The 22,559-nt window shown below is 71.1% G+C and carries 20 protein-coding genes; 11 read left to right on the plus strand and 9 right to left on the minus strand.

Translation table 11 applies throughout. The annotated features are described in order from the left end of the window. Positions 1–2 precede the first annotated feature (2 nt). Both CLT74_RS04775 and CLT74_RS04780 read left to right on the plus strand, forming a co-directional pair. On the plus strand, positions 3–2,519 hold the full coding sequence (locus CLT74_RS04775; RefSeq protein WP_199172108.1) for a helix-turn-helix domain-containing protein: 2,517 nt from the start codon (positions 3–5) through the stop codon (positions 2,517–2,519). A 49-nt stretch (positions 2,520–2,568) separates the two neighbouring features. Beyond that, positions 2,569–2,991: a roadblock/LC7 domain-containing protein gene (locus CLT74_RS04780; RefSeq protein WP_099845450.1), complete on the plus strand. Its 423-nt coding sequence runs from the start codon at positions 2,569–2,571 to the stop codon at positions 2,989–2,991. 15 nt (positions 2,992–3,006) lie between these two features. Here the strand turns inward: CLT74_RS04780 and CLT74_RS04785 are convergent, their stop codons facing one another. Next, on the minus strand, positions 3,007–3,411 hold the full coding sequence (locus CLT74_RS04785; protein WP_099845451.1) for a DUF2267 domain-containing protein: 405 nt from the start codon (positions 3,409–3,411) through the stop codon (positions 3,007–3,009). Between the two features lie 164 nt (positions 3,412–3,575). Between CLT74_RS04785 and CLT74_RS04790 the strand changes: the two genes are divergently transcribed. Then, on the plus strand, positions 3,576–4,445 hold the full coding sequence (locus CLT74_RS04790; protein WP_099845452.1) for an AraC family transcriptional regulator: 870 nt from the start codon (positions 3,576–3,578) through the stop codon (positions 4,443–4,445). Positions 4,446–4,570: 125 nt separating this feature from the next. Next, positions 4,571–6,628: an alpha-glucuronidase gene (locus CLT74_RS04795; RefSeq protein ID WP_099845453.1), complete on the plus strand. Its 2,058-nt coding sequence runs from the start codon at positions 4,571–4,573 to the stop codon at positions 6,626–6,628. 39 nt (positions 6,629–6,667) lie between these two features. Here the strand turns inward: CLT74_RS04795 and CLT74_RS04800 are convergent, their stop codons facing one another. Further along, positions 6,668–7,318 (minus strand): class I SAM-dependent methyltransferase, encoded by a 651-nt coding sequence (locus CLT74_RS04800; protein ID WP_099845454.1) that lies wholly within the window; start codon positions 7,316–7,318, stop codon positions 6,668–6,670. A 140-nt stretch (positions 7,319–7,458) separates the two neighbouring features. Here CLT74_RS04800 and CLT74_RS04805 point away from each other — a divergent pair, with 140 nt between their 5' ends. Beyond that, on the plus strand, positions 7,459–8,343 hold the full coding sequence (locus CLT74_RS04805; RefSeq protein WP_099851320.1) for an AraC family transcriptional regulator: 885 nt from the start codon (positions 7,459–7,461) through the stop codon (positions 8,341–8,343). A gap of 73 nt (positions 8,344–8,416) precedes the next feature. Beyond that, the gene (locus CLT74_RS04810) at positions 8,417–9,007 is read left to right on the plus strand and encodes a TIGR03086 family metal-binding protein (protein WP_099845455.1); all 591 of its coding nucleotides are present in this window, start codon (positions 8,417–8,419) and stop codon (positions 9,005–9,007) included. Positions 9,008–9,035: 28 nt separating this feature from the next. Here the strand turns inward: CLT74_RS04810 and CLT74_RS04815 are convergent, their stop codons facing one another. After that, entirely contained in the window at positions 9,036–9,494 is a 459-nt protein-coding gene (locus CLT74_RS04815; protein WP_099845456.1) for a twin-arginine translocation pathway signal protein, read from the minus strand. Positions 9,495–9,593: 99 nt separating this feature from the next. Then, complete coding sequence (locus tag CLT74_RS04820; protein WP_486581992.1) at positions 9,594–10,343, minus strand: SDR family NAD(P)-dependent oxidoreductase; 750 nt, start codon at positions 10,341–10,343, stop codon at positions 9,594–9,596. Positions 10,344–10,433: 90 nt separating this feature from the next. On the opposite strand from CLT74_RS04820, the gene CLT74_RS04825 reads away from it, so the two are divergent. Then, positions 10,434–10,883, plus strand: coding sequence for a MarR family transcriptional regulator (locus CLT74_RS04825; RefSeq protein WP_099845457.1), 450 nt, complete (start codon positions 10,434–10,436; stop codon positions 10,881–10,883). Between the two features lie 155 nt (positions 10,884–11,038). Continuing rightward, a complete protein-coding gene (locus CLT74_RS04830) occupies positions 11,039–11,581 on the plus strand; it encodes an AAC(3) family N-acetyltransferase (RefSeq protein ID WP_486581993.1) in 543 nt (180 codons plus the stop codon). Between the two features lie 29 nt (positions 11,582–11,610). On the opposite strand, the gene CLT74_RS04835 is transcribed toward CLT74_RS04830, so the two are convergent. The 5 genes from CLT74_RS04835 to CLT74_RS04855 all read right to left on the minus strand — a co-directional run bounded on the left by CLT74_RS04835 (position 11,611) and on the right by CLT74_RS04855 (position 18,407). Next, positions 11,611–12,294 carry a DUF624 domain-containing protein gene (locus tag CLT74_RS04835; RefSeq protein WP_099851326.1) on the minus strand — a complete coding sequence of 228 codons (684 nt, stop codon included), beginning with the start codon at positions 12,292–12,294 and terminating at the stop codon, positions 11,611–11,613. A 124-nt stretch (positions 12,295–12,418) separates the two neighbouring features. Next, positions 12,419–14,056 (minus strand): ABC transporter substrate-binding protein, encoded by a 1,638-nt coding sequence (locus tag CLT74_RS04840; protein ID WP_099845459.1) that lies wholly within the window; start codon positions 14,054–14,056, stop codon positions 12,419–12,421. A gap of 45 nt (positions 14,057–14,101) precedes the next feature. Next, a complete protein-coding gene (locus CLT74_RS04845) occupies positions 14,102–15,034 on the minus strand; it encodes a carbohydrate ABC transporter permease (RefSeq protein ID WP_486581994.1) in 933 nt (310 codons plus the stop codon). Then, complete coding sequence (locus CLT74_RS04850; protein WP_486581995.1) at positions 15,031–16,011, minus strand: ABC transporter permease; 981 nt, start codon at positions 16,009–16,011, stop codon at positions 15,031–15,033. Before CLT74_RS04850 ends, CLT74_RS04845 begins: the two co-directional genes overlap by 4 nt. Further along, positions 16,008–18,407 carry a beta-xylosidase/alpha-l-arabinosidase gene (locus CLT74_RS04855; RefSeq protein ID WP_099845461.1) on the minus strand — a complete coding sequence of 800 codons (2,400 nt, stop codon included), beginning with the start codon at positions 18,405–18,407 and terminating at the stop codon, positions 16,008–16,010. Before CLT74_RS04855 ends, CLT74_RS04850 begins: the two co-directional genes overlap by 4 nt. A 296-nt stretch (positions 18,408–18,703) precedes the next feature. Between CLT74_RS04855 and CLT74_RS04860 the strand changes: the two genes are divergently transcribed. From CLT74_RS04860 to CLT74_RS04870, 3 genes are all read left to right on the plus strand, one after another. Then, entirely contained in the window at positions 18,704–19,735 is a 1,032-nt protein-coding gene (locus CLT74_RS04860; RefSeq protein ID WP_099845462.1) for a LacI family DNA-binding transcriptional regulator, read from the plus strand. Between the two features lie 20 nt (positions 19,736–19,755). Continuing rightward, entirely contained in the window at positions 19,756–20,802 is a 1,047-nt protein-coding gene (locus CLT74_RS04865) for an acetylxylan esterase (protein ID WP_099845463.1), read from the plus strand. A 263-nt stretch (positions 20,803–21,065) separates the two neighbouring features. Continuing rightward, positions 21,066–22,508, plus strand: coding sequence for a glycoside hydrolase family 10 protein (locus CLT74_RS04870; protein WP_099845464.1), 1,443 nt, complete (start codon positions 21,066–21,068; stop codon positions 22,506–22,508). Positions 22,509–22,559 lie beyond the last annotated feature (51 nt).

The following is a 22,559-nucleotide window of genomic DNA, read 5'->3' on the forward strand; positions in this document are numbered from 1 at the left end:
CCATGATGACGAGCGCCGTGGCGGACAGCCCGCTGGTCCTCGACGCCGAACCGACCGACCTGCTCGACGCGATCACCGCGGAACCGGCCGCACCGCTCGCCCTCGGGGTGACCGGACCGGGCGGTCACGGTCGCACCACCTACCTCCAGGAACTGGCCTGTCGTTACGCCCGGGCCGGTGTCACCACGCGCACCGAGGTGCCGGCGACCGACGACGCGTACGACTCCGACGCGGTACTGCTGATCGACGACGCCCACCTGCTCGACGACGACCGGCTGCGGACCCTGCGGCGGCTGGTGGCCGACCGCCGGCACCGGATCGCGGTCAGCTACCGGCCGTGGCCCCGACCCGCGGCCCTTGTCGAGCTGACCGACACGCTGCGCCGCGAGGGACGCCAACTCCTGCTCACGCCGTTCACCCGGGCGCGCACCGCCGCGTACCTCGCCGCCGTGCCCCGCCTCGGCCGCCGCCCGGACCTGGTCGACTTCGTGCACATCCAGACCGGTGGGGTGCCCCGCCACGTGGGGTGGCTCGTCGACGGGCTGCGCGAGCACGAGACGGCCGGGGTGCCGACGGAACCGCCCCGCCAGGTGCTGCTGCACCTCGGGCCCGACCTGGAGCACCTGGCCGCCGACGTACGACGGCTGCTGATCGCGCTGGCCGCCGGGGTGCCGCTGCCCACCGAGGCGCTGCGCCCGCTGCTGAACCGTGAACCGGCCGAGATCGACGACCTCGTCGCCGAGGCCCGGGCGGCAGGTCTGCTCAGCGCCGACGGTCGGCCCACCCCGCTGGTCGGGCGGGCGGTGACCGCGTTGAGCCCGGCCGCCGACCGTACCGCGGTCTGGCACCTGCTCAGCGAGCTTGCCCTGAGCCGGGGCGCACCGGTGCTGCCGCTGGTGCGCTCGCTGCTGGCCGCCGGCGTGGCCGGTGACTGCCCGGCGGCCACCCTGGAGGCGGCGGCGGAGGAGGCCCTCGGCGGCGAACCGGCGTTGGCCGCCGAGTTGTTCGCGGCGGCCGGCGCCGCCGGCCGACCCACCGGTGGACGGCAGGCCGTCGCCGCCGCCCTCGCCGGTGATCTGGACCTCGCGCTGCGGCTGGCCGACCGGCTGCTCACCACCGCGACGCCGGCCGGTCGGGCCGAGGCCGCCCTGGTCGCCGCCACCGCCCTGGCCCACCGTGGCCAGACCGACCGCAGCGTGGAGCTGTACCGGTGGTCCGGCGGGGCCAGCGCGCACGCCTTCGCCGTGGTCGGCGCGCTCGCCACCGGCCGTCCGACCGACCACCCCGAACCCACCCAGGACAGCCCACCGACCCTGCCGGCCGGCGCCGCCCGGCTGATGGCCGCCGGAGTACGCGAAAGCGTCCACGGGACACCGTCGGCGGCCCTGTCCACCCTCGTGCAGGCGGCCGCCCTGCTGGAGCCCGACGGACGGGCGGTGCTGCTGCCGGACAGTCCCGCCGCGCTGGCGGCGCTGACCGCCGTGCACTGTGGCGAGCTGGACATCGCCGAGCGGGTCCTCGACCGGGCCCTGGCCAGCGGGATCGGCGGGCCGCTGCTCACCGGCCGGCACCGGCTGCTGCGGGCCTGGATCCTGATGGCCCGGGGGCGGATCGCCGCCGCCGGTGAGCAACTCGCCCAGGCCACCGCCGGCGTCGGGCTGGAGTCCCGCGACCTGCTCTTCGCCGCCGGTCTGACCATGGGGATCGCCCGGCGCGCCAGTGACCTCGGCGCGTTGCAGCGCGGTTGGGTACCGGCCCTGGAGGCGGTGGTCCGCCACCCGGTCGACCTGTTCACGCTGCTGCCACTCGGCGAACTGGCCATCGCCGGTGCCCGACTGGGTGACCTGAATCGGCTCCAGCCCTATCTGCGGGCCGCGCACGAGTTGCTCGGCCGGCTCGCCGATCCGCCCCTGTGGCGTACGCCGCTGCACTGGAGCGGGCTGCACGCGGCGATCCTCACCGACGACCCGGCCGCCGCCGACCAGCACGTCAGCGCCCTGGTCGCCGCCGCCGGCCACAGCCGGTACGCCGCGGTGGTGGCCGCCGCCGCCGAGTGCTGGCTGGAGGTGCTGCGCGGCACCGTGGACGCGGTCCGGGTCGAAGCCGCCGCCCGGGGCCTGCACGACACCGGCCTGTGCTGGGACGGCGCCCGGCTGGCCGGGCAGGCCGCCATCCGCACCGCCGACCGGCGGGCGATGACGGCGCTGCTGGACTGCGCGCGGGCCCTCCAGGGCCGATCCGCGGCCGAGGACCGCAAGCCGGCTGCCGGTGCCGTCTCGCACCGGCTCAGCGACCGGGAGCGGGAAGTGGCCGAACTGGTGGTCGCCGGTCTCACCTACCGGGAGATCGGGGACCGGTTGTTCATCTCGGCCAAGACTGTGGAGCATCACGTCGCCCGGATGCGTTCGCGGCTCGACTGTGCCAACCGCACCGACCTGTTGGCCCTGCTTCGAACCATTTTGGCCGACCCGTCGTACACCACGAACGGACAGCCATGGCCCCGACGGGCCGCGAACTGAGCCCGGACCGGCCGGTTTCCACCGGCTCCACCCAACGAGAGGACCTGCCATGACTTCTGCGGTGGCCACCGCCGACAACCTCGGCCGCGCGCTCGACAACATCGTCGACCGCGTGCCGGGTGCCCAGTTCGCGGTGGTGCTCTCCCCGGACGGGCTGCTACTGGGCGCCTCCCGGGGCATCGACGACGAACTCGCCAGCCAGCTGTCCAGCATGGTCTGTGGGCTTCAGGCGCTGGGCCTGGCCGCTGCCCGGGTCTGCGGCGACGGCGAGTTGCACCAGGTGGTGGTGCAGATGTCCCGGGCGTTCCTGTTCCACGCCACCACCGGCAACGGCGCGGTCCTGGCCGTCGGTATCGACGGCGACGCGGAGGTCGGTGACATGGCGTACGAGGTGGCCATGTTCGTCGCGCAGGCCGGTGACCACCTGCCGGTGTACCTGGAGCCGGTCGCCGAGGGCGTCCTGCTGCGGTGACCCGCGGCGGCGCGGTCAGCCCCGGTCGCGGTGCGCGTCGTACTGCGGGGCCGGATTCGCCACCTGCCAGAACTCCGCCGGCAGGAACGCGATGACGTCGTCGTACTGACCGGCCTCGACAGCCTCGCGGAGGGTGTCGAGGACCGCGCGGATGCCGGCGGCGGCCAGGTCGGGGTCGACGTCGGCCCGGCCGGCGACCCGCTGGACGAACACGTCGAGCCCGAAGCGCTCGGCGTCCTCACGCGGGCCGAACGCGTACGCCCGCAGCCCCTCCGGCAGGTGCGCGGCGAGATCACGCGCCTCGCCGCCGTCGATCCGTTCCGCCAGGGTGGTGAGCGTCGCCCGCGTGATCGCGGTCGCCTGCTCGGCCGAGGTCCCGGTGCGGTTCGCCACCGACTCGATGAACTGGTCGTCGTCCACCTGGCCCTACCCCTCTCGCCGCGGATCCGGCGTCTACCCGCCCACCAGCGCCCCAAACGAGCGCGTCGGGTGCCCCGTCGGGCCGTCACATGATCGGATCGGGCCAGCACGATCGGGCGCGGCCAGGGCCACGCGGGCCAGGCTTGACGTCGAAAGGAGGCCTCATGATCTCGGCACTCAACCGGCTCGTCGATCTCGTCGAGGAGCACCTCACCGAGGAACTCGACGTCACCGCGGCGGCCCGGGCGCTCGGCACGACCGAGTACCACCTGCGGCGGATGTTCTCGTCGCTGGCCGGCATGCCGCTGTCGGAGTACGTGCGTCGGCGGCGCATGACAGTCGCCGCCGCCGACGTCGTGCGTGGCGCGGACGACCTGCTCAGCATCGCGGTGCGGTACGGGTACGGCTCCACGGAGGCGTTCGGCCGCGCGTTCCGGGCCGTCCACGGCGCCGGCCCCGGAGACGTCCGCCGCGACGGAGGCCCCCTTCGTACCCAACCACAACTCAGGTTCCGCCTGACCGTCGAAGGGAGCACCCCCGTGGACACCCGCATCGTCGACCGCCCCGCGTTCCGGCTCATCGGACACGCCACCCGGGTTCCGCTCATCCACCAGGGCGTCAATCCGCACATCCAACGGCACGTCACCGCGTTGCCGGCCGAGGAGCACCAGCGGCTCAAGGAACTCAGCGACACCGAGCCGGGCGGTCTGCTCCAGGTCACCGACGACGTCGACCCCGACACCGTCGAGGGCACCGAGCTGACCTACCTGCACGGGGTCGCCGTCGCCGGGGACAGCCCCGTCCCCGACGACCTCGACAGCATCGAGGCGTCGGCCGGCACCTGGGCGATCTTCCGCACCGCCGGCCCGTATCCGCAGGCCCTGCAACAGACGTGGGCCGCCACCGCCGCCGAGTGGTTCCCGTCGAACCCGTGGCGGCTGCGGCCCGGGCCGTCGATCGTCGCGATCCTCGATCGCGCGGCCGACTTCAGCACCGCCACCTGCGAGCTGTGGCTGCCCGTCGAACCGGCCTGAGGCGGTACGGTCCGCCGACCGGGGCGGCCGGTCGGTGGGCGCGCGCTTCCCGAGGCGTGCCCACCGACCACCGGAACTTCCGGAAGTATCTTGACGCGTTTGGTGAGAACGTTACGATCTGCGCAATGACCGGCCCCCCTCCGACCGACGTCCACCCCGCCTGGTTGCCGCCCGAGGTGTTCCGCGCGATCGGCTCGCGGCACTGCCTCGTCCGCGGCGAGGGGCGGCTCGTCGACACGGTCTTCGCCGAGGTCGAGCGGGCCTGCGCCGAGCACGGCGGCAGCGTCCGGCGGGACACCGAAGGACCGCCACCGGCCCTGGTGCTCGCCCTGGTCGCGGCGGTCGGCGACGGCGGCCCCACGGAACTCGACGCCGCCCTGACCGACCTGCGCGCCGCCGACGGTGCGCCGCTCGGCCCGGAGGGCTACGCGCTGGCCCGCCACGGCGAGGTCACGGTGCTGCTCGCCGATCAGCCGGCCGGGCTGCTCTACGGGCTGTTCCACCTGGCCCGACTCGGCGACTCGGCGTTCGGCGCACCACACGCGGCGCAGCCGCACCGTCCCGCGATGGCCCGCCGGATGCTCGACCACTGGGACAACGTCGACGTGCACCCGGTGATGGGGCAGGTCGAACGCGGCTACGCCGGCGGGTCGATCTTCTGGCACGACGGCCGGCCAAGGCGTGACCGCGCCCGGGTGCGGGCGTACGCGCGGCTGCTCGCCGCCTGCGGGGTCAACGCGGTGGCGGTGAACAACGTGAACGTCCACGCCACCGAGGCGCGGCTGCTCACCGAGCGGCTCGACGACGTCGCCGAGATCGCCGACGAGTGTCGCCCGTACGGCATCCGGGTGCACTTGTCGGTCACCTTCGCCGCGCCGGTCGTGCTCGCCGGGCTGCCCACCGCGGACCCGCTCGACGACGCGGTGCGGGCCTGGTGGGCCGAGACCACCCGGGCGGTGTACGCCCGCATTCCCGACTTCGGCGGCTACGTGGTCAAGGCCGACTCGGAGGGACAGCCGGGCCCGTTCAGCTACGGCCGCGACCACGCCGACGGCGCGAACCTGCTCGCCGAGGCGTTGGCGCCGCACGGCGGCGTGGTGCACTGGCGGGCCTTCGTCTACAACCACCGGCAGGACTGGCGGGACCGCTCCACCGACCGGGCCCGGGCCGCGTTCGACCACTTCGCCCCACTCGACGGTCGTTTCCGGGACAACGTCATCGTGCAGGTCAAGCATGGTCCGTTGGACTTCCAGACCCGGGAACCCGTCTCTCCGGTGATCACCGCGATGCCCGCCACCCGGATGGCTGTGGAGTTCCAGGTGACGCAGGAGTACACCGGCCAGCAGCGGCACATCTGCTATCTGGCTCCCTGGTGGAGCGAGGTGCTGCGGTTCGGCTGGGGCGACGACGGACGTACCGTCGCCGACGTGGCCGCCGACGGCGGCGGCCTGGTCGCCGTCTCCAACGTGGGCGACGACCCGTTCTGGACCGGGCATCCGCTGGCCCAGGCCAACCTGTACGCCTTCGGCCGGCTGGCCTGGGATCCGCGGCTGCGACCGGCGGAGCTGCTCGACGAGTGGATCGAGCTGACCTTCCACCCGGAGACCAGCGCCGACCCGGACCTGCTCCGCCGCACGCTGCACGAGATCATGGACGATTCGTGGCGCACCTACGAGCGCTACACCGCCCCGCTGGGCGTGGGGTTCATGGTGCGCCCGGGGCACCATTACGGCCCGGACGTCGACGGATACGAGTACACCCCGTGGGGCACGTACCATTTCGCCGACCGCGACGGGGTGGGCGTGGACCGTACCCGCGCCACCGGCACCGGCTACACCGGCCAGTACCCACGGCCGTGGTCCCGGGTGTACGAGTCCCCGGTCACCTGCCCCGACGAGGTGCTGCTCTTCTTCCACCACGTGCCGTACGAGCACGTGCTGCACAGCGGTCGCACAGTCATCCAGCACATCTACGACACCCACTTCGACGGGGTGGCCGAGGTGGAGGCGGCCTGCCTGCGCTGGAAGTCGCTTGTCGACCTGGTGGACGCGGCGGTGCACGCCCGGGTGACCGAGCGGCTCGACGAGCAGGTGCGGTGCGCGCGTGAGTGGCGGGACCAGATCAACGCCTACTTCCACCGCAAGTCCGGCGTACCCGACGCGCACGGCCGCCCTCTGTACTGAGCGACAGCACGGTGCCTCGACGGCCGGGCGCTGTCCGCCTCAGGACGCCTCGGCCCGGTAGAAGGCGAAGCGGCCGAACCATGCCTTGCCCCCGCCGTTCCTCGTGACGCCGGTCAGACCGGCCTCGACGAGCGCGGCCAGCACCCGCTCGGGAAGGGTGGCGGCGATCCGGGTGTTGCGGTGAGCCCTGCCCCCTCCGCTTCCGGACGCGGTGCCGTCGACGTCGAGCACGTGCAGTTCACCGCCGCGCCGCAGCACCCGCCTGACCTCGCGCAGCGCCCGGGTGCGTTCGTCGTCGTCGAGGTGGTGCAGCATGAACGCGGAGAGCACCCGGTCGACGCTGTCGTCGGGCAGCGGCAGCGCACCGGCGTACGCCTGCTCGTAACGGATCGACAGCCCGCGTCGGGCCGCCTTGCGGCGGGCGCGGCGCAGCGCGGCCGGATCCGGATCGATGCCCAACGCGTCGGTGCCCGGCAGTCGGTGCCCGAGCGCGGTCAGCAGGTTGCCGGTGCCGCAGCCGATCTCCAGGATCCGCTGGCCGGACCGGAGGTTGGCCCGGTCCATCAGCTGCCCGTGGATCCGCCCGATGCCCGCGAGGCGGGAGAACGGGTCGTAGAGCGGAAGCAGCCAGTGCCGGCCCATGCCGGGCAGGTACTGCTGGGCGTGATCGGGGTGGTGCTGTCCGGCCATTCCTTGCTCCATATCAGACGAAGTTCGGTCGTACTCTCAGCGTCATGGAGCAGGACAGCGAGGACAATGGCCTAACTGTGGACGGGATAGGACGAAGTTCGGTTCCAGCGCCCCGCCCGATCGGAGTGACCGGGCAGGGCGTGCCGGTCATCGGGTTCGGCCGGACGGCCGGCGTCGCCCCGGTCGGCGTGGCCCGCGTCCCACCGCACACGCCCATCGCGGACCCGGCCGCCGGCGGCACGCACACCCACGACTTCCTGGTGCTCTTCTACGCGCACCGGGCCGACGGGCGGCTGGTGATCGACAACCGCAGGTGGACGGTGACCGACGGCGACCTGTTCGTCATCGCACCGGGGCAGGTCGTCTCCTTCCTCGACCCGATCGACGCGACGGTCACCGACGGATGGGCGGTGTGGTTCCCGACCGACGTGGTGCGGCCCGGCACCTCGGGGGCCTACTCGTCGTGGCGGTCGCACCCGTTGCTGCTCCCGTTCGCCCACGGCACGCACCGGGCGCAGCGCCTGCGCATCCCACCGCCCGACCGGGCAGGCTGGGTCGGGCGCTTCGGGTCACTCGACGCCGAGTTGCGCGCCCGGCGCGACGGTCACCAGGCGGCCGCCCTCGCCCACCTCACGCTGTTGCTGGTGGCCGCGGCCCGGTTGCCGACCGGCGTCGCCGACCAGCTGAGATCGGCGGAGGAACCGCTGCTCGCGGCCGTCTTCGACGTCATCGAGCGGCGCTACCAGGAGCCCATCTCGCTGGCCGACGTCGCCGCCGAGCTGGCGCTCACCGCCGGGCATCTCACCACTGTGGTACGCCGCAAGACCGGCCGGACCGTGCACCAGTGGATCGCCCAACGCCGGATGCAGCAGGCACGCCTGCTGCTCACCGACACCAACCTGACCGTGGCCACGGTCAGCCGCCGGGTCGGCTACCCCGACGTCAGCTACTTCATCAAACGCTTCCGCGCCGAACACGGTGTGACCCCCACCCGGTGGCGCGACGCCGCCCCCGGCACCTCATGACCGGCCGTCGTCACGGCCAGTCTGTCGGACCGGGCGCGTAGCGTGCGGACGTGTTCGCGACGAAGGAGCAGAGATGACCGACAGCAACGGCAGCCCGGATTTCGCGCCCGCCGCCCGCGCGCTGAGGACGCTGCTGCCCGGGGTGGCCGACGACCAGCTCACCGGTCCCACCCCATGTGCGGGCTGGACGGTCGGCGACCTGCTCGACCACCTCGTGGGGCTCACGTCCGCGTTCCGAACGGCTGCCGAGAAGGGACCGGATCCCGCGCCGAACGGTCCGGGTGACCCGTCGGTCGCCAGACTCGACCCGACGTGGCGCAGCCGACTACCGGTGCAGCTCGACGAGTTGGTTGCCGCATGGCGTGAGCTGACCGCCTGGACGGGCGAGACCGCGGTCGGCGGGGTCGCGCTGCCGGCCGAGATCATGGGCGTCGTCGCACTCAACGAACTGGTCATCCACGGATGGGATCTCGCCCGCGCGACCGGGCAGCCCTACGACGTCGACGACCAGACCCTCGAGGTGGTCCACCGCCTGGTGGCCCAACAGGCCAGCAGCGACGGCACCCCCGGCCTGTTCGGGCCGTCCATCACCCAGCCCGACGAGGCCCCGCTGCTCGACCGGGTCCTCGGGCTCACCGGCCGCAGCCGCGAGTGGACGCCGTAGGCGCCCTCGAGCCCGACGAGGCATGTCGTCAACGGCCGCACCGGTCCAGGCGCGCCCAGGGCCAGTCACTGGCGATCCAGTTGGCGACGGCGGTGGCGAGCGGCCCGTCGAGGTGTGCCCGGTCGGCCCGCACCCACGATTGCACGGTCACGTCGTACGCTTCGGAGGCCGGTGGGTAGAGGTAGACACAGCCGACGACGTCGCCGTCGAGCGGGTCGAGGACGGTGAAGGTGAACCCGGTGCCGTTGGTGAAGTCGTCAGCGTGACGGCGTAGATCGGAGAGGTTCTCCTCCAGCGACATGCCGCGCAGAGGTGGCCAGTTCCCGTCCGGGTATCCAGGCGTGGCGCGGATGTGCTCGATGCTGGACATCCACGCGGCGTGATCCGCCACGTTGTGCTGTGGCCCCAGCGGTTCGAGGCGGAACCGGTCGGTGACCAGCGACGTCGGCGGAGTGAAATCGGCGGGTACGAAAGCGTCCGTAGCCATGGGTCAGGACGCTACTGCTCCCGCCGCCTGTTCCGCACCCGACTTCGCACCGGCTGACGGTGGGGTGGTTTTTGCCCACCGCTGCGGGCCGTGCCGAGGTCACCCTCGGACGAGTTCGCGGCCACCCGCCAGTGACAAGGTCTGCCCGTTGACATGGCCGTTCGCCGCCGAGGCCAGGTAGGTGACGGCGGTGGCGATGTCGTCGGGAGTGCAGATGCGACCGGTGGGGGTCTTCTCCGATTCGGCCGCTACCGCTTCCGGTCCGAGGAACGGGGCGCTCAGCACCTTGTCGGTGAGGGTGAAGCCCGGGCGCACGATGTTCGTCAGAATCCCGTGCCGGGCCTCCCGGACGGCGAGCACCCGGGCGGCGGTCTCCAGCGCTCCCTTCGCGGTGGCGTAGGCGATCGGCCCGGCCATCGGTTGCCCGACGATGTCGGTGGACACGACGACGATGCGCCCCCAGCCGGCCGCGCGCATGCCCGGCAGGACCGCCTCGATCAGGGCCGCCGGACCGACGGTGTTGACGGCCAGCGAAGTGGTGAGGCCGTCGATCTCGTCGGCGTCGAAGGACGGCCACTGCACGGCGTTGGCGATCAGGGCGGAGATCGGCCCGAGCCGTTCGGTGATCTCCTCGATGACGCGTGGCACGGCGGTGCGGACACCGTGGTCCAGGCGGACGGCGTGGGCCCGACCGCCGGTGCGTGTGATGGTGTCGACGACGTCCCGGGCACCGTCGTGGTTGGTGTGCCAGGACACGGCGACGGCGGCACCCTCGGCCGCCAGGTGCAGGGCCGTGGCTCGGCCGATCGCTCCGGAGGCCCCGGTGACGAGGGCGACCCTGTTCGACAAACCGGTTTCCATCATCAGCTCCATAGCCGGCTATAGGTTAGCCGACTATGTACCAACCGACCCCTGCTCGTCAACTCGTACACTGCCCAGGTGGAGCTCACGGATGTGCTGGCCACCAACAAGGCCCTGGTCAAGGTGGCAAAGCTGTACCGGAGCGCGCAGGCCGACGTGCTGAGCGCGCTCGGCCTGCACCCGGGACAGGACGTCCTGCTGTGGATGCTCGGCCAGGAGCCCGCCGGCATGACGGTCTCGGAGATCGCCGCTCGACTCGGCGTGGAGCAGCCCACGGTGACCCGCAGCCTCAGTCGCCTGCACCAGGGCGGCTGGTTCCTCAGGGAGGCCGTGCCGGGCGACCGGCGGGCCACCCGGATCCAGTTGACCGGCAAGGGCAGGGCTGTCATCCCGGAGATCGAAGCGGCCTGGCGTACGCTCGCCGAGACCGCGACCGTCGGGATGGCGGACGACCAGCGTGCCACCCTGGTGGACCTGCTGGAAAGGGTGCGCGGCAACCTGCTCACGCTCGTCGCCGAAACCGAGTGAGCAGCCGGTCAGCGATGCCGTGTCCACTGCGGAGGGTGAACCGCCGGTGGGCCTCCGGGTAGCACCAGCTGATCGACACCGGCCCGCCGTACACGCGTGCCGCACTCGCCGAGGACCTGACCTCGCTCGGCGTGCGGCGCGGCTCGGTGTTGCTGGTGCACTCGTCCCTCAAAGCACTCGGCTGGGTCTGCGGCGGCCCGGTCGCGGTGGTCGAGGCGCTGCTCGACGCGCTCGGTCCGGACGGCACCCTGGTGGTGCCGACGCACACCCCCGACAACACCGACCCGGTCGGTTGGCGGCACCCGCCGGTACCGGAGTCGTGGTGGCCGGTGATCCGCGCGCACATGCCCGGGTTCGACCCGACGGTGACGCCGAGCCGGTGGATGGGCGTGCTCGCGGAGACCGTCCGTACCCGGCCGGGCGCGCGACGCGGTGACCACCCGCAGGTGTCGTTCGCCGCCGTCGGTCCGGCCGCCGGAGCGGTGGTGACCGGGCACCAGCTCGACGAGATGCTGGGGGAGCGGTCGCCGGTGGGCGCCGTCTACCGGCTGGCTGGCGACCCATCGGACGCCGCGCGAGTCCCGGCACTGACCGGCGACCACCATGACCGGCGCACGCCGACCGGTGTCAGCGCCCGGCCGAGGCGTTGCCGGATTCACGGAGCACGAGAACCCGGCAGGGCCGGTAGCAGTCGGTGAAGGTGTGCGACCAGGCGTCACCGACGAGCTCACTCGACGAATTCCTCCCGGATGACGTCGATCATCGGTGCGCCGCCGCGGACCAGCGCCAGCGCCAGCACCGAGGCGAGCGCGGCGAGCGCCGCCTCCGAGGCGACAACCGTCAGCGCGGTCGCCGCCACCAGCAGCAACGCGGTGCCGACGGCGACTACCGGGGTACGCAGCACGAAGTACCCGGCCAGCCGGAACGCGTCACGCAGCCGGAACGTGAACAGCGACGTGATCACCAGTGCGTTGACCCCGACCACGGCCACCCCGACGCCGACCAGCACCAGCGGCACGGCCCACCATCCGGGCACCCCGGCGGCCGGCAGGTTCACCAGGTTCACCGCGATGACTGTCAGCCACAACAGCGTCGGCACCCAGACCAGCAGCGAGCCGGTCAGGTTGGCCCGGTAGCCACGCCAGTACAGCCGCCACGGGTGCAGCTCGGTCAGGTCGAGGCGCTGTCGGTGCAGGGCGTACAGCGCGGCGGACAACGCCGGGCCGAGTGGCACCGCGCAGACCGCCACCAGCGGCAGGTTGCTCACGTGCCGCTCCAGCGCGAAGAGCGCGACCAGGCCGGGGCCCGCGCAGACCAGCAGCAGCAACTCGACCACGAGCAGGGTGTAGATCAACGCCGCGCCCCGGGACAGCGGGCCGGCACCGAACTCCCGACGGGTCGCGGTGCTCACCACGACTCCGCGCCGGGTAACCGGCCGGACTGTTGCTCCGCAACGGTGATGCGCATCGTCGTCCTCGTGCTCGGGAAGGGTGTCCGGTCCGGTCGCGCCGACACGACCGGACCGGACACGTCTGCTAGTTGTTCTCCTGGAAGCGCTTGTAGGCGCCGTTCACCGTCTCCAGGTAGGCGTCCATGCTCTTGCTCTTCAGCTCCGCCACGTACGCGTCCCACTGGGCGAAGTCACGCTGCCCGAGGATGAACTGGAGCGTCGCCTGGTAGACGTGGTCCTTCAGCGGAGTTTCCCAGAGCGACACCTGCTCCCGCTCCTCGTCGCTGAGCGGGTACGGCGGCGGCGGCGACTTCGGCGCCCGGGCGTTCATCACCTGCTGGAACTCCTGCTCCTCGGGGGAGAAGAAGCCCTGCACCAGTTCGGGCTTGCCGCCGTAGGAGAACACCCCGTTGCCGAAGCCGAAGTCCTTCTGCAGGTGCTTGGGCGCGCCCGGGTTGAGGCCGATCATGTCGACGTCCGGGGCGAGAGTGGGCTTGCCGGCGGCGTCCCTGACGAAGGTGGTGCCCTCGACGCCCCACTTGGCGAACTCCTGGCCCTCGTCGGAGTACCAGAGCCAGTCGACGAACTGCATCATGGCCACGAAGTTCTTGCTCTCGCGGGCCTTCGAGGAGATCATCATGCCGTTCTCCAGCCGGCTGGCCGGGTTGATCTCACCGGCCGGTCCGACCGGCAGCGGGATCTTGGTGATCTTGGCCTTCGGGTTGGTCGCCGCCAGGTCCGGACGGTAGTCGTTGACAAGCGTCTGCGCGTTGCTGCTGATCACGAAGGACTTGCCGTTGGCGAGCTTCTGCCGGGCCAGGTCGTCGGTCTGGGTGAAGCTCTCCGGGTCGAGCAGCTTCTCCGCGACCAGCTTGTTGAGGTACTCGAGCATGTGCCGGTAGTGCTCGGTGGCGCCGGTGTACTCGAACTGCTGCGCCTGGTCGTTCCAGGTGACGTGCTGGAAGTTCCAGCCCGCACCCGCCAGGCCGTGCGACACGGCCAGCATGTTCAGCAGGTTACCGGCCGGGTTGGGCTGGCTGAACCGGTCGGAGAACGGGTAGACGTCCGGGTACGCCGTCTTCATCGCCTTGAGCATGGTGTAGACGTCGTCCCAGGTCTTGGGGACCTCCAGGTTCAGCTCTTCGAGGATGTCGGTGCGGACCGCCAGGGAGTATTCGTGCCAGGGCTTCTCGTGCAGGCCGGGCAGCAGGTAGAACTTGCCGTCCTGCTGGCGCAGGGTGTCGATCTCGGGCTTCAGGTTCCACTTCTCGATCTTGTCCTTGAGGTTCGGCATCAGATCGAGGTAGTCGCTGACCGGCAGGATCGCCCCCGAGGAGACGTACGCGTGCACGTCCGGCGGATACGTCTTCGGGATCAGCAGCGGGGCGTCGCCGGCGCCGATGAGCAGGCTGCGCTTCTGGTTGTAGTCGCTCAGCGGCACGGAGACCTTTTCGAGGCTGACGTTCGTCCGGGACTGCAACTCCGTCCAGAACAGCCAGTCCTCCTTGAGCGGATAGTTGGGGTGGTTGTTGTAGAGGACGGAGAAGGAGAGCGGCTCGGTGGCCTTGAACTGGGTACCGACGGCGTAGTTCTCCATCGCGCCGGCCCGGTTCTCCGACAGGTCCTCGCTGTCGGACGAGTCGTCACCACAGGCGGTGACGCTGCCGAGGGCTAGCAGCACGGCAGCAGCCGCCGCCGCGTGACGCCACGATCTGCGGAACATGGCGGGATCCTTTCAACTCGGTGGTGGGAGGGGTGTTGCCTCTGGTCAGCCCTTGACCGCGCCGAGCATGATGCCCCGGACGAAGTACCGCTGGACGAAGGGATAGACCAGGAGGATCGGCAGGGTGGTGAGCACGATGGTGACGGCCTTGAGGGTCGCCTCGGCCTGTACCTCGTTGGCCTCCGTGATCGACCCGACGTTCTCCGCGCCGGTGGCGCCGGCGATCAGGTTGCGGAGGTACACGGTGACCGGCCACAGCTCCTGCCGGTCCATGTAGAGAAACGCCGCGAACCAGGAGTTCCAGAAGGCCACCGCGTAGAAGAGCACCATCGTGGCGACGATGGCCTTCGACAGCGGCAGCACGATCCGCAGCAGGATGCCGTACGTGTTGAGACCGTCCACGGCGGCGGCCTCTTCCAACTCGGTGGGCAGACTCTCGAAGAACGCCTTCATCACCAGCAGGTTGAACACGTTTATCGCGTTGGGCAGCGCGATGGCCCAGACGCTGTTCTTCAGGCCGAGGCTGGTGACCAGGACGTAGTTGGGGATCAGGCCGCCGGTGAAGAACATGGTGAAGACCGCGATGCCGACCAGGGCGCCGCGCCCCTTGAGCTGCTTCTTGGACAGCACGTACGCGTAGCAGGTGGTCATCACGATCGAGATGACGGTGGCGGTGACCGTGTAGAACACGGTGTTGCGGTAGTTCGTCCAGAACAACGGGTCGGACATCAGGAACTGGTAGGTGTCCAGGGTGAAACCGCGCGGCACGAGGTTCACCTGACCGGCGATGATGTACGCCTCGTCGCTCAACGAGCGGGCCACGATGTTGACGAACGGGTAGAGCGTCACCACCACCACGAGGGTCAGGATGATCCCGTTGACCACCTGGAACACCCGGTAGCCCCGGGTCTCCTGGATGCCCCGGCGACGCGGGCGGGGCGCGGATTCGGTGGGCCTCTCGGTCGCGTCGACGGTCACCACAGGCTCGTCCCCACCGTGCGGCGGGCGATCAGGTTCGCCGAGACGACCAGGATCAACCCGATCACCGCCTCGAACAGCCCGATCGCCGCGGCGTAACTGAAGTTGCTGGACGCGAAGCCCATCCGGAACAGGTAGGTGGACAGCACGTCGGCGGTCGGATAGGTGAGCGGGTTGTACAGCAGCAGGATCTTCTCGAAGCCGACCGCCATGAAGGTGCCGATGTTGAGGATCAGCAGCGTCACCATCGTCGGTCTGATGCCCGGCAGCGTGACGTGCCAGGTCTGCCGCCACCGGTTGGCGCCGTCGATCCGGGCCGCCTCGTAGAGGTCGTCATCGATGGTGGTGAGTGCGGCCAGGTAGAGGATCGTGCCCCAGCCCACCGTCTGCCATACCTCCGAGGAGACGTAGATGGTGCGGAACCACTCCGGCCGTTGCAGGAACGGGACCGCCTCACCACCACCGGCGCGGACGAGCTGGTTGACCGTGCCGTCCATGGACAGCAACTGCATGACGATGGCCGCGACGATCACGATGGACAGGAAGTGCGGCAGGTAGGACACCGACTGCACGAAGCGCTTGAGTCGGCGGGCCCGCACCTCGTTGAGCAGCAACGCCAGCACGATCGGCAGGGGGAAGCAGAACAGCAGGGTCAGCGCGCCCAGCACCAGGGTGTTGGTGAAGACGTTCCAGAACGTCGGGTCGTTCAGGAACATCTTGAAGTAGCGCAGCCCGACCCAGTACTCGCCGAAGATGTTGCCGCCCGGCTGGAACCGCCGGAAGGCGATCACGTTGCCCAGCATCGGCAGGTACCGGAAGATCAGGAAGAACAGCAGCGGCAGGATCGCCAGCGAGTAGAGCTGCCAGTCCCGGCGCAGCGCCCGACGCCAGGTGTGGCGGGCGGCCCGTGGCGGCGGATCCGGCGTGGTCCTGCCGGGGGAGGGTGTCGACGGAGTCAGCGTGGTCGTGGTGCTCATGGCCGACTCCCCGACGTGGGCCCGGCGACGGGCTCGACACGCGCCCGGGACAGCAGCTCACGGTGGTGACCGACCTCGCGTTCGTCGCCGGTCAGTCGCAGCGGCAGACTGGCGGGCGCGTCACCGCTGGAGCGGCTGAGCCGCAGTTGCACCTCGCCGGGCTCGACCACACGTCGGCCGTGCACGCCGGTGAACGAGGTGACGTCGGCGGGGACCGTGAAGCTGACCCGCGCCGCCCCGCCCGGATCCAGCGGCACCCGGGCGTAGCCGATCAGACGTACCACCGGTCGGGTGGTCTGTGCCACCGGATCGTGCAGGTAGAGCTGGACGACCTCGGTGCCGGACCGGGCACCCGTGTTGCGGACCGTGACGCCTACCGTCACCTCCCCGTCGACCGGCCAGCTCACCGGCGCGCCGGTGACGCCGCCGGGCGCGTCGGTCACCTCGGCGTCGCTCCACTCGAAGGTGGTGTAGCTGAGACCGTGGCCGAACGGGAACGCCGGGGTCGGGTCCACCGACGACACCTGGGTGCGTCGGCCGAGGGGCGGAGTGAGGTAGGTGCCGGGCAGGCCACCGGCGTGTCGGGGCACGCTTACCGGCAGCCTCCCGGTCGGGTCGACCTCGCCGGTGAGGATCTCGGCCAACGCCTGACCGCCGAGCTGACCGGGGAAGAACGCCTGCACCACGGCGGCGGCGCCGTCCACCAGGTCACCCAGCGCGTACGGACGACCGGAGAGCACCACCAGGACCACCGGGGTGCCGGTGGCCAGCACCGCGCGCACCAGTTCGGCCTGTACCCCGGGCAGGTGCAGGTCGACGGCGTCGCAGCCCTCGCCGGAGGTGCCTCGACCGAACATGCCGGCCCGGTCGCCTACGGCCAGGACGCAGACATCGGCGTCGGTGGCCGCCTGGACCGCCGCGGCGATGCCGGAGGTGTCGTCGCCGGTGATGCCGGTGCCCGGCACGTGGGTGAGCTGCGGATGCCGTGGTTGGAGCGCCTCGCGCAGCGACGGGATCTCGACCCCGGTGCCGTGCTCGGGGTGGTGCACGCCCACGTGCAGCGGGAACGAGTAGCAGCCGAGCATCGCCATCGCGTCGTCCGCGACCGGCCCGACCAGCGCGACCCGCTGGTCGGCGGCGAGGGGCAGCAGTCCGTCCCGGTTGCGGAGCAGGACGACGGACTGGCGGGCCAACCGCAGGGCGACGGACCGGCTGGCCTCGTCGTCGAGGCGCAGCGCCTCGACCTCGGCCGGCAGTTCGCGCCAGCCCTCGTCGAGCAGACCCAGTTCGATCTTCTGAATCAGCACCCGCCGGAGGGCGCGGTCGACCAGGCCCTCGCTGACCTCGCCGGAGCGCACCGCCGCCGCCAGGGGCGCGCCGTAGGCATCCACAGTGGGCAGCTCGACGTCGATGCCGGCCCGCAGGGCCAGCCGCGCCGCCGCCGCGGCGTCGGCGGCGACACCGTGCAGGGTCTCCAGGAACCGGACGGCGAAGTAGTCGGCGACGAGCACCCCGTCGAAGCCCCACTGCTCACGCAGCATCCGGGTGAGCAGATCCTCGTCGGCCGCCGCCGGCACACCGTCGATCTCGGCGTACGAGTTCATGACCGAGCGTGCCCCGCCGAGCCGTAGCGCCATCTCGAAGGGCGGGAGGATCACGTCGGCCAGCTCCCGGCGTCCCATCGCCGTGGGCGCCAGGTTCCGGCCGCCCCGGGAGGCCGAGTAGCCGGCGAAGTGTTTGAGCGTCGCCACCACCCCGGCCCGCTCCAGCCCGCGTACGTATGCCGCACCGATCGTGCCGACCAGGTAGGGATCCTCGGCGATCGTCTCCTCCGTACGCCCCCAGCGGTAGTCCCGGGTGACGTCGAGTACCGGAGCGAGTCCCTGGTGGACGCCGGCGGCCCGCATCGACCGGCCGATCAGCCCGGCCATCTCCTCCACCAGCTCCGGGTCGAAGGCCGCGCCCCAACTCAGCGGCGCCGGGTAGACGGTCGCCCGCCAGGCGGCGAAACCGGTGAGGCACTCCTCGTGCACCTGGGCCGGAATACCGAACCGGCTCGCCGCCACGATCTGCGCCTGCGATGCCGCCAGGGACCGCGCACCGAGGACCGGGTCGACGGGCGCGGTCCCGAACGGCCGGGTCAACTGCCCCAGGCCGTACCGGATCGCCTCCGACCAGGGCGGGATGTGCTCGACCATGTCGGTCTGGTGGGGAGCGACGCCCTCACCGGAAGCGTCCGCGCCGACCCAGAGACCGACCAGCTGAGCGAGCTTCTCCTCCAGCGACATCAGCGGGATGAGCGCGTCGGCCCGCTCGTCCGGTCGCAGCTTCGGGTCGCGCCATCGATCGGCGTGGGGGGACGCCAATCGGTCGTCGACGGGCAGCTGACTTGTCATGCGAACCCCTCCGGCCGGGTCCGGGAGGCTCTCCCGGCAGGCCACGCCGACCGCCGTGGGACACGGCGAGTATCGAAATTTTCGGAAACCTGTTCGGCACCTGTGTCGGCGAACCTAAGGGCGTCAACAGGGCATGTCAAGAGGCGCGGAAAGACTGTTCAGACCGTACTTGCCGTGCTGGTAAGCGATTGCCGGGATTCACCGCCACGAGTGGGCACCATCGACACGGGTCACCTTCTGCACGCCCGCTGCGTGCTACAGTCTCCGAAATTTTCGGACTCGTTGCAGAGGATCGGATGGCAGACAAGCGTTCGCCGGCAGCGCTGGGCTCCGCGACCATCGCGACCATCGCCCGGGAGGTCGGTGTCTCCTCCGCGACGGTCTCCAAGGTCCTCAACGGACGGTCGGACGTCGCCGCGGTGACCCGGGCGCGGGTCGAGGCCAGCCTGCAACGACACCGCTACCGTCGGCGTGCCCGCCGGGCGCCCGGCGAAGGTCAGATCGACCTGGTGTTCCACGAGTTCGGCTCCGACTGGGCCCTGGAAATCATCCGGGGCGTCGAGGCGGTCGCCACCCTCACCGGGGTGAACGTGGTGCTCTCACAGCTCAGCGCCGCCCGTCGGCCGCCGCAGTCCTGGGTCGACGGGGCGGTCGCTCGACGTCCGCTCGGGGTGTTGCTGGTCATGTGCAACCTCACCGACGCCCAGCGGCAACAGTTGCAGCGCCAGTCGATTCCGGTGGTCGTGATCGACACCGACAGCGCCAGCGTGGCCTCGGTGCCCACCGTCGGGTCGAACAACTGGAACGGCGGCTTGATCGCCACCCGGCACCTGCTGGACCTCGGGCATCGCCGGATCGCTGTCATCTCCGGTCCCCGGGACGTGCTCTGCGCCCGGGCCCGCACGGCCGGCTTCCGGTGCGCCCACGAGGAACTCGGCATCCCGATCGACGCCACGCTGATCCGCCATGGCAACTTCCACCTCGACGCCGGCTACACGCACGGCATCGAGCTGCTCAGCCGGTCCGACCGACCGACGGCGATCTTCGCCGGTTCTGATCTGCAGGCCCTGGGGGTGCTGCGGGCAGCCCGGCAACTCGGCCTCGACGTTCCCGGTGACGTGTCGGTGGTCGGGTACGACAACCTCCCGCTCTCCGCCTGGGTCGGCCCGGCCCTGACCACTGTCAACCAGCCGCTGCGCGACATGGCCGGCACCGCCACCCAGATGCTGCTCGATCTCGCCCGCGGCAACGCCCTGCCCACCAGCCGGATAGACCTCGTCGCCGAGCTGGTGATCCGGGAGAGCACCGCACCACCCACACACCCATGACCAGTCCGCTGCGAGGAGCCATGCCCCTGTTCGATCTGCCGCTGGAGCAGTTGCGGCAGTACGCGCCGACCGTCCCCGAGCCAGCTGACTTCGACGAGTTCTGGCGATCGACCCTGGACTCGGCGGCGCAGTCGCCGGTGCTGCTCGACGTCCGTCCCGAACCGACAGACCTTCGTCTGGTGGACAGCTGGGACGTCACCTTCGCCGGCTTCGCCGGTGACCCGGTCCGGGCCTGGTACAACCGGCCGGCCGGGGTGACCGACGCGTTGCCGGTGGTCGTGGAGTACGTCGGCTACGGCCGTGGCCGGGGCCTGCCGCACGAGCGCCTGACCTGGCCGGTCGCCGGTTACGCCCATCTGCTCATGGACGCCAGGGGCCAGTCGGGCCAGTACGGCGCGGGGGACACGCCGGATCCGCACGGCCAGGCGCAGGGCGGGCCGTCGCCGGTGACCCGGGGCATCCTGAGCCCGGAGGGCTACTACTACCGTCGGCTCATCACCGACGCGGTGCGCGCGGTCGAGGCGGCGCGGGCCCTGCCGGGGGTCGATCCGCACGGTGTCGTGGCGGCGGGAAACAGTCAGGGCGGCGGGCTGGCCCTGGCTGTCGCCGGGCTCGACGTCGAGCTGGCTGCCGTGCTCACCACCGCGCCGTTCCTCTGTCACCTGCAACGGGGCATCGAGATCACAGAGGTCGGGGTCTATGGCGAGATCGTCAACTACCTCGCGGTCAACCGCGACGCGGAGCCGGCCGTACGGCGCACCCTGTCCTACGTCGACGGGGTGAGCTTCGCCCGTCGGGCGGTCGCGCCGGTCCACTTCGGGATCGGGTTGCGGGACATGGTCTGCCCCCCGAGCACCGGATTCGCCGCCTACAACCACTACGGCGCCGCCGTCGGTGGACCGCCGCCCGAGCGGACGATGCACGTCTACCCGTTCAACGGCCACGAGCACGGCGACGCCACTCACGTTCGACGACAGCTGCGGTGGCTGGCTGATGTGCTCGGCGACGAGGCCGTGGGCCGATCGCACGGGCCGAAACTTTCGGGGGCGCTGATCTCGCCGGCGTGACGGTGTTGGCCGTGGCGTGCCGTTGGTGCCGGCGGCGATCCGTGGCTCGGACGAACGGTCGAAGACTGCCGGGACGCGTTGAGCTTTCGGACCTGTTTCGATAAGGTTTTCGATACAACAGCCTCGATCTACTCACGATGGTCGGCTGAATGCACCGGCCGACGCGGCATCCGGGCGACCGCGTCGGCGACGGAGGACCATCGTGCTGGGCAGTAGTCGGGGCCGGCTTCTCATCAGCACGGCTTCGTCGAAAGGCTCATGCCATGAACAACGCCCTCGCCCGCGCCAGCGGGCGGCTGGCTACCCGACTGCGACCGCGCACCGCGCTGGTCTCGGCCGCAGCCGGTCTCGCCCTCGTCGCCACCAGCATGGTCGTGGTGACCTCAAGTGCCCAGGCTGCCGAGTCCACCCTCGGGGCGGCCGCCGCGCAGTCAGGCCGCTACTTCGGTGCTGCGGTGGCGGCCAACAAGCTCTCCGATTCCACCTACGTCGGCATCCTGAACCGCGAGTTCAACTCGGTCACGGCCGAGAACGAGATGAAGATCGACGCGCTCGAGCCGCAGCAGGGGCGGTTCACCTACACGAACGCGGACCGGATCGTCAACCACGCGCTGTCCCGGGGCTGGAAGGTCCGGGGTCACACCCTGGCCTGGCACTCGCAGCAGCCGGAGTGGATGCGGAACATGTCGGGCACCGCGTTGCGCAACGCGATGCTCAACCACGTCACCCAGGTCGCCACCTACTACCGCGGCAAGATCGACTCGTGGGACGTGGTGAACGAGGCCTTCGACGACGGCAACAGCGGCGCGCGGCGGGACTCGAACCTGCAGCGCACCGGTAACGACTGGATCGAGGCCGCGTTCCGGGCCGCCCGCGCCGCCGACCCGGGCGCCAAGCTCTGCTACAACGACTACAACACCGACAACTGGACCTGGGCCAAGACCCAGGCCGTCTACCGGATGGTGCAGGACTTCAAGCAGCGCGGCGTGCCGATCGACTGCGTCGGCTTCCAGTCGCACTTCAACGCCCAGTCGGCGTACAACAGCAACTACCGCACCACGCTGTCCAGCTTCGCCGCTCTCGGGGTGGACGTGCAGATCACCGAGCTGGACATCGAGGGCTCCGGCACCCAGCAGGCGGACACGTACCGTCGGGTGGTCCAGGACTGCCTTGCGGTCCCGCGGTGCAACGGCATCACCGTGTGGGGCATCCGGGACAGCGACTCGTGGCGTTCGTACGGCACCCCGCTGCTGTTCGACAACAACGGCAACAAGAAGCAGGCGTACAACGCGACGCTCGAAGCCCTGAACGCGGGCGGGACCACCCCGCCGCCCACCACCCCGCCGCCGACCACGCCCCCGCCGACCACGCCGCCGCCCAGCAGCCCGCCGCCGACCACGCCGCCGCCCGGCGGATCCGGCTGTACCGCCTCGGTCTCGCTGAACCAGTGGAACGGTGGCTTCGTCGCCACGATCCGGGTCACCGCGGGTTCCGCCAGATTGAACGGCTGGTCGGTGACCGTCGGGATTCCGGGCGGTAGCTCGGTGACCAACACATGGAACGCCACGGCCAGCGGCACCAGCGGCAACGTGACGTTCCGCAACGTGAGCTACAACGGCTCCGTGAACGCGGGCGCCACCACCGAGTTCGGCTTCCAGGGCACGGGCACCGGGCCATCCGGTACGCCCACCTGCACCGGCAGCTGATCCACACGTACCAACCGGGCCCGGCGCGGGTATCCCGCGCCGGGCCTCGGC

This window comes from Verrucosispora sp. CNZ293 (genome assembly GCF_002754655.1).

Excerpts from the sequence above, each read along its gene's own strand:
- CLT74_RS04775 (WP_199172108.1), top strand. The coding sequence starts at position 3 with ATGATGACGAGCGCCGTGGCGGACAGCCCGCTGGTCCTCGACGCCGAA.
- CLT74_RS04780 (WP_099845450.1), top strand. The coding sequence starts at position 2,569 with ATGACTTCTGCGGTGGCCACCGCCGACAACCTCGGCCGCGCGCTCGAC.
- CLT74_RS04790 (WP_099845452.1), top strand. The coding sequence starts at position 3,576 with ATGATCTCGGCACTCAACCGGCTCGTCGATCTCGTCGAGGAGCACCTC.
- CLT74_RS04795 (WP_099845453.1), top strand. The coding sequence starts at position 4,571 with ATGACCGGCCCCCCTCCGACCGACGTCCACCCCGCCTGGTTGCCGCCC.
- CLT74_RS04800 (WP_099845454.1), bottom strand. The coding sequence starts at position 7,318 with ATGGCCGGACAGCACCACCCCGATCACGCCCAGCAGTACCTGCCCGGC.
- CLT74_RS04810 (WP_099845455.1), top strand. The coding sequence starts at position 8,417 with ATGACCGACAGCAACGGCAGCCCGGATTTCGCGCCCGCCGCCCGCGCG.
- CLT74_RS04815 (WP_099845456.1), bottom strand. The coding sequence starts at position 9,494 with ATGGCTACGGACGCTTTCGTACCCGCCGATTTCACTCCGCCGACGTCG.
- CLT74_RS04840 (WP_099845459.1), bottom strand. The coding sequence starts at position 14,056 with ATGTTCCGCAGATCGTGGCGTCACGCGGCGGCGGCTGCTGCCGTGCTG.
- CLT74_RS04850 (WP_486581995.1), bottom strand. The coding sequence starts at position 16,011 with ATGAGCACCACGACCACGCTGACTCCGTCGACACCCTCCCCCGGCAGG.
- CLT74_RS04855 (WP_099845461.1), bottom strand. The coding sequence starts at position 18,407 with ATGACAAGTCAGCTGCCCGTCGACGACCGATTGGCGTCCCCCCACGCC.
- CLT74_RS04860 (WP_099845462.1), top strand. The coding sequence starts at position 18,704 with ATGGCAGACAAGCGTTCGCCGGCAGCGCTGGGCTCCGCGACCATCGCG.
- CLT74_RS04865 (WP_099845463.1), top strand. The coding sequence starts at position 19,756 with ATGCCCCTGTTCGATCTGCCGCTGGAGCAGTTGCGGCAGTACGCGCCG.
- CLT74_RS04870 (WP_099845464.1), top strand. The coding sequence starts at position 21,066 with ATGAACAACGCCCTCGCCCGCGCCAGCGGGCGGCTGGCTACCCGACTG.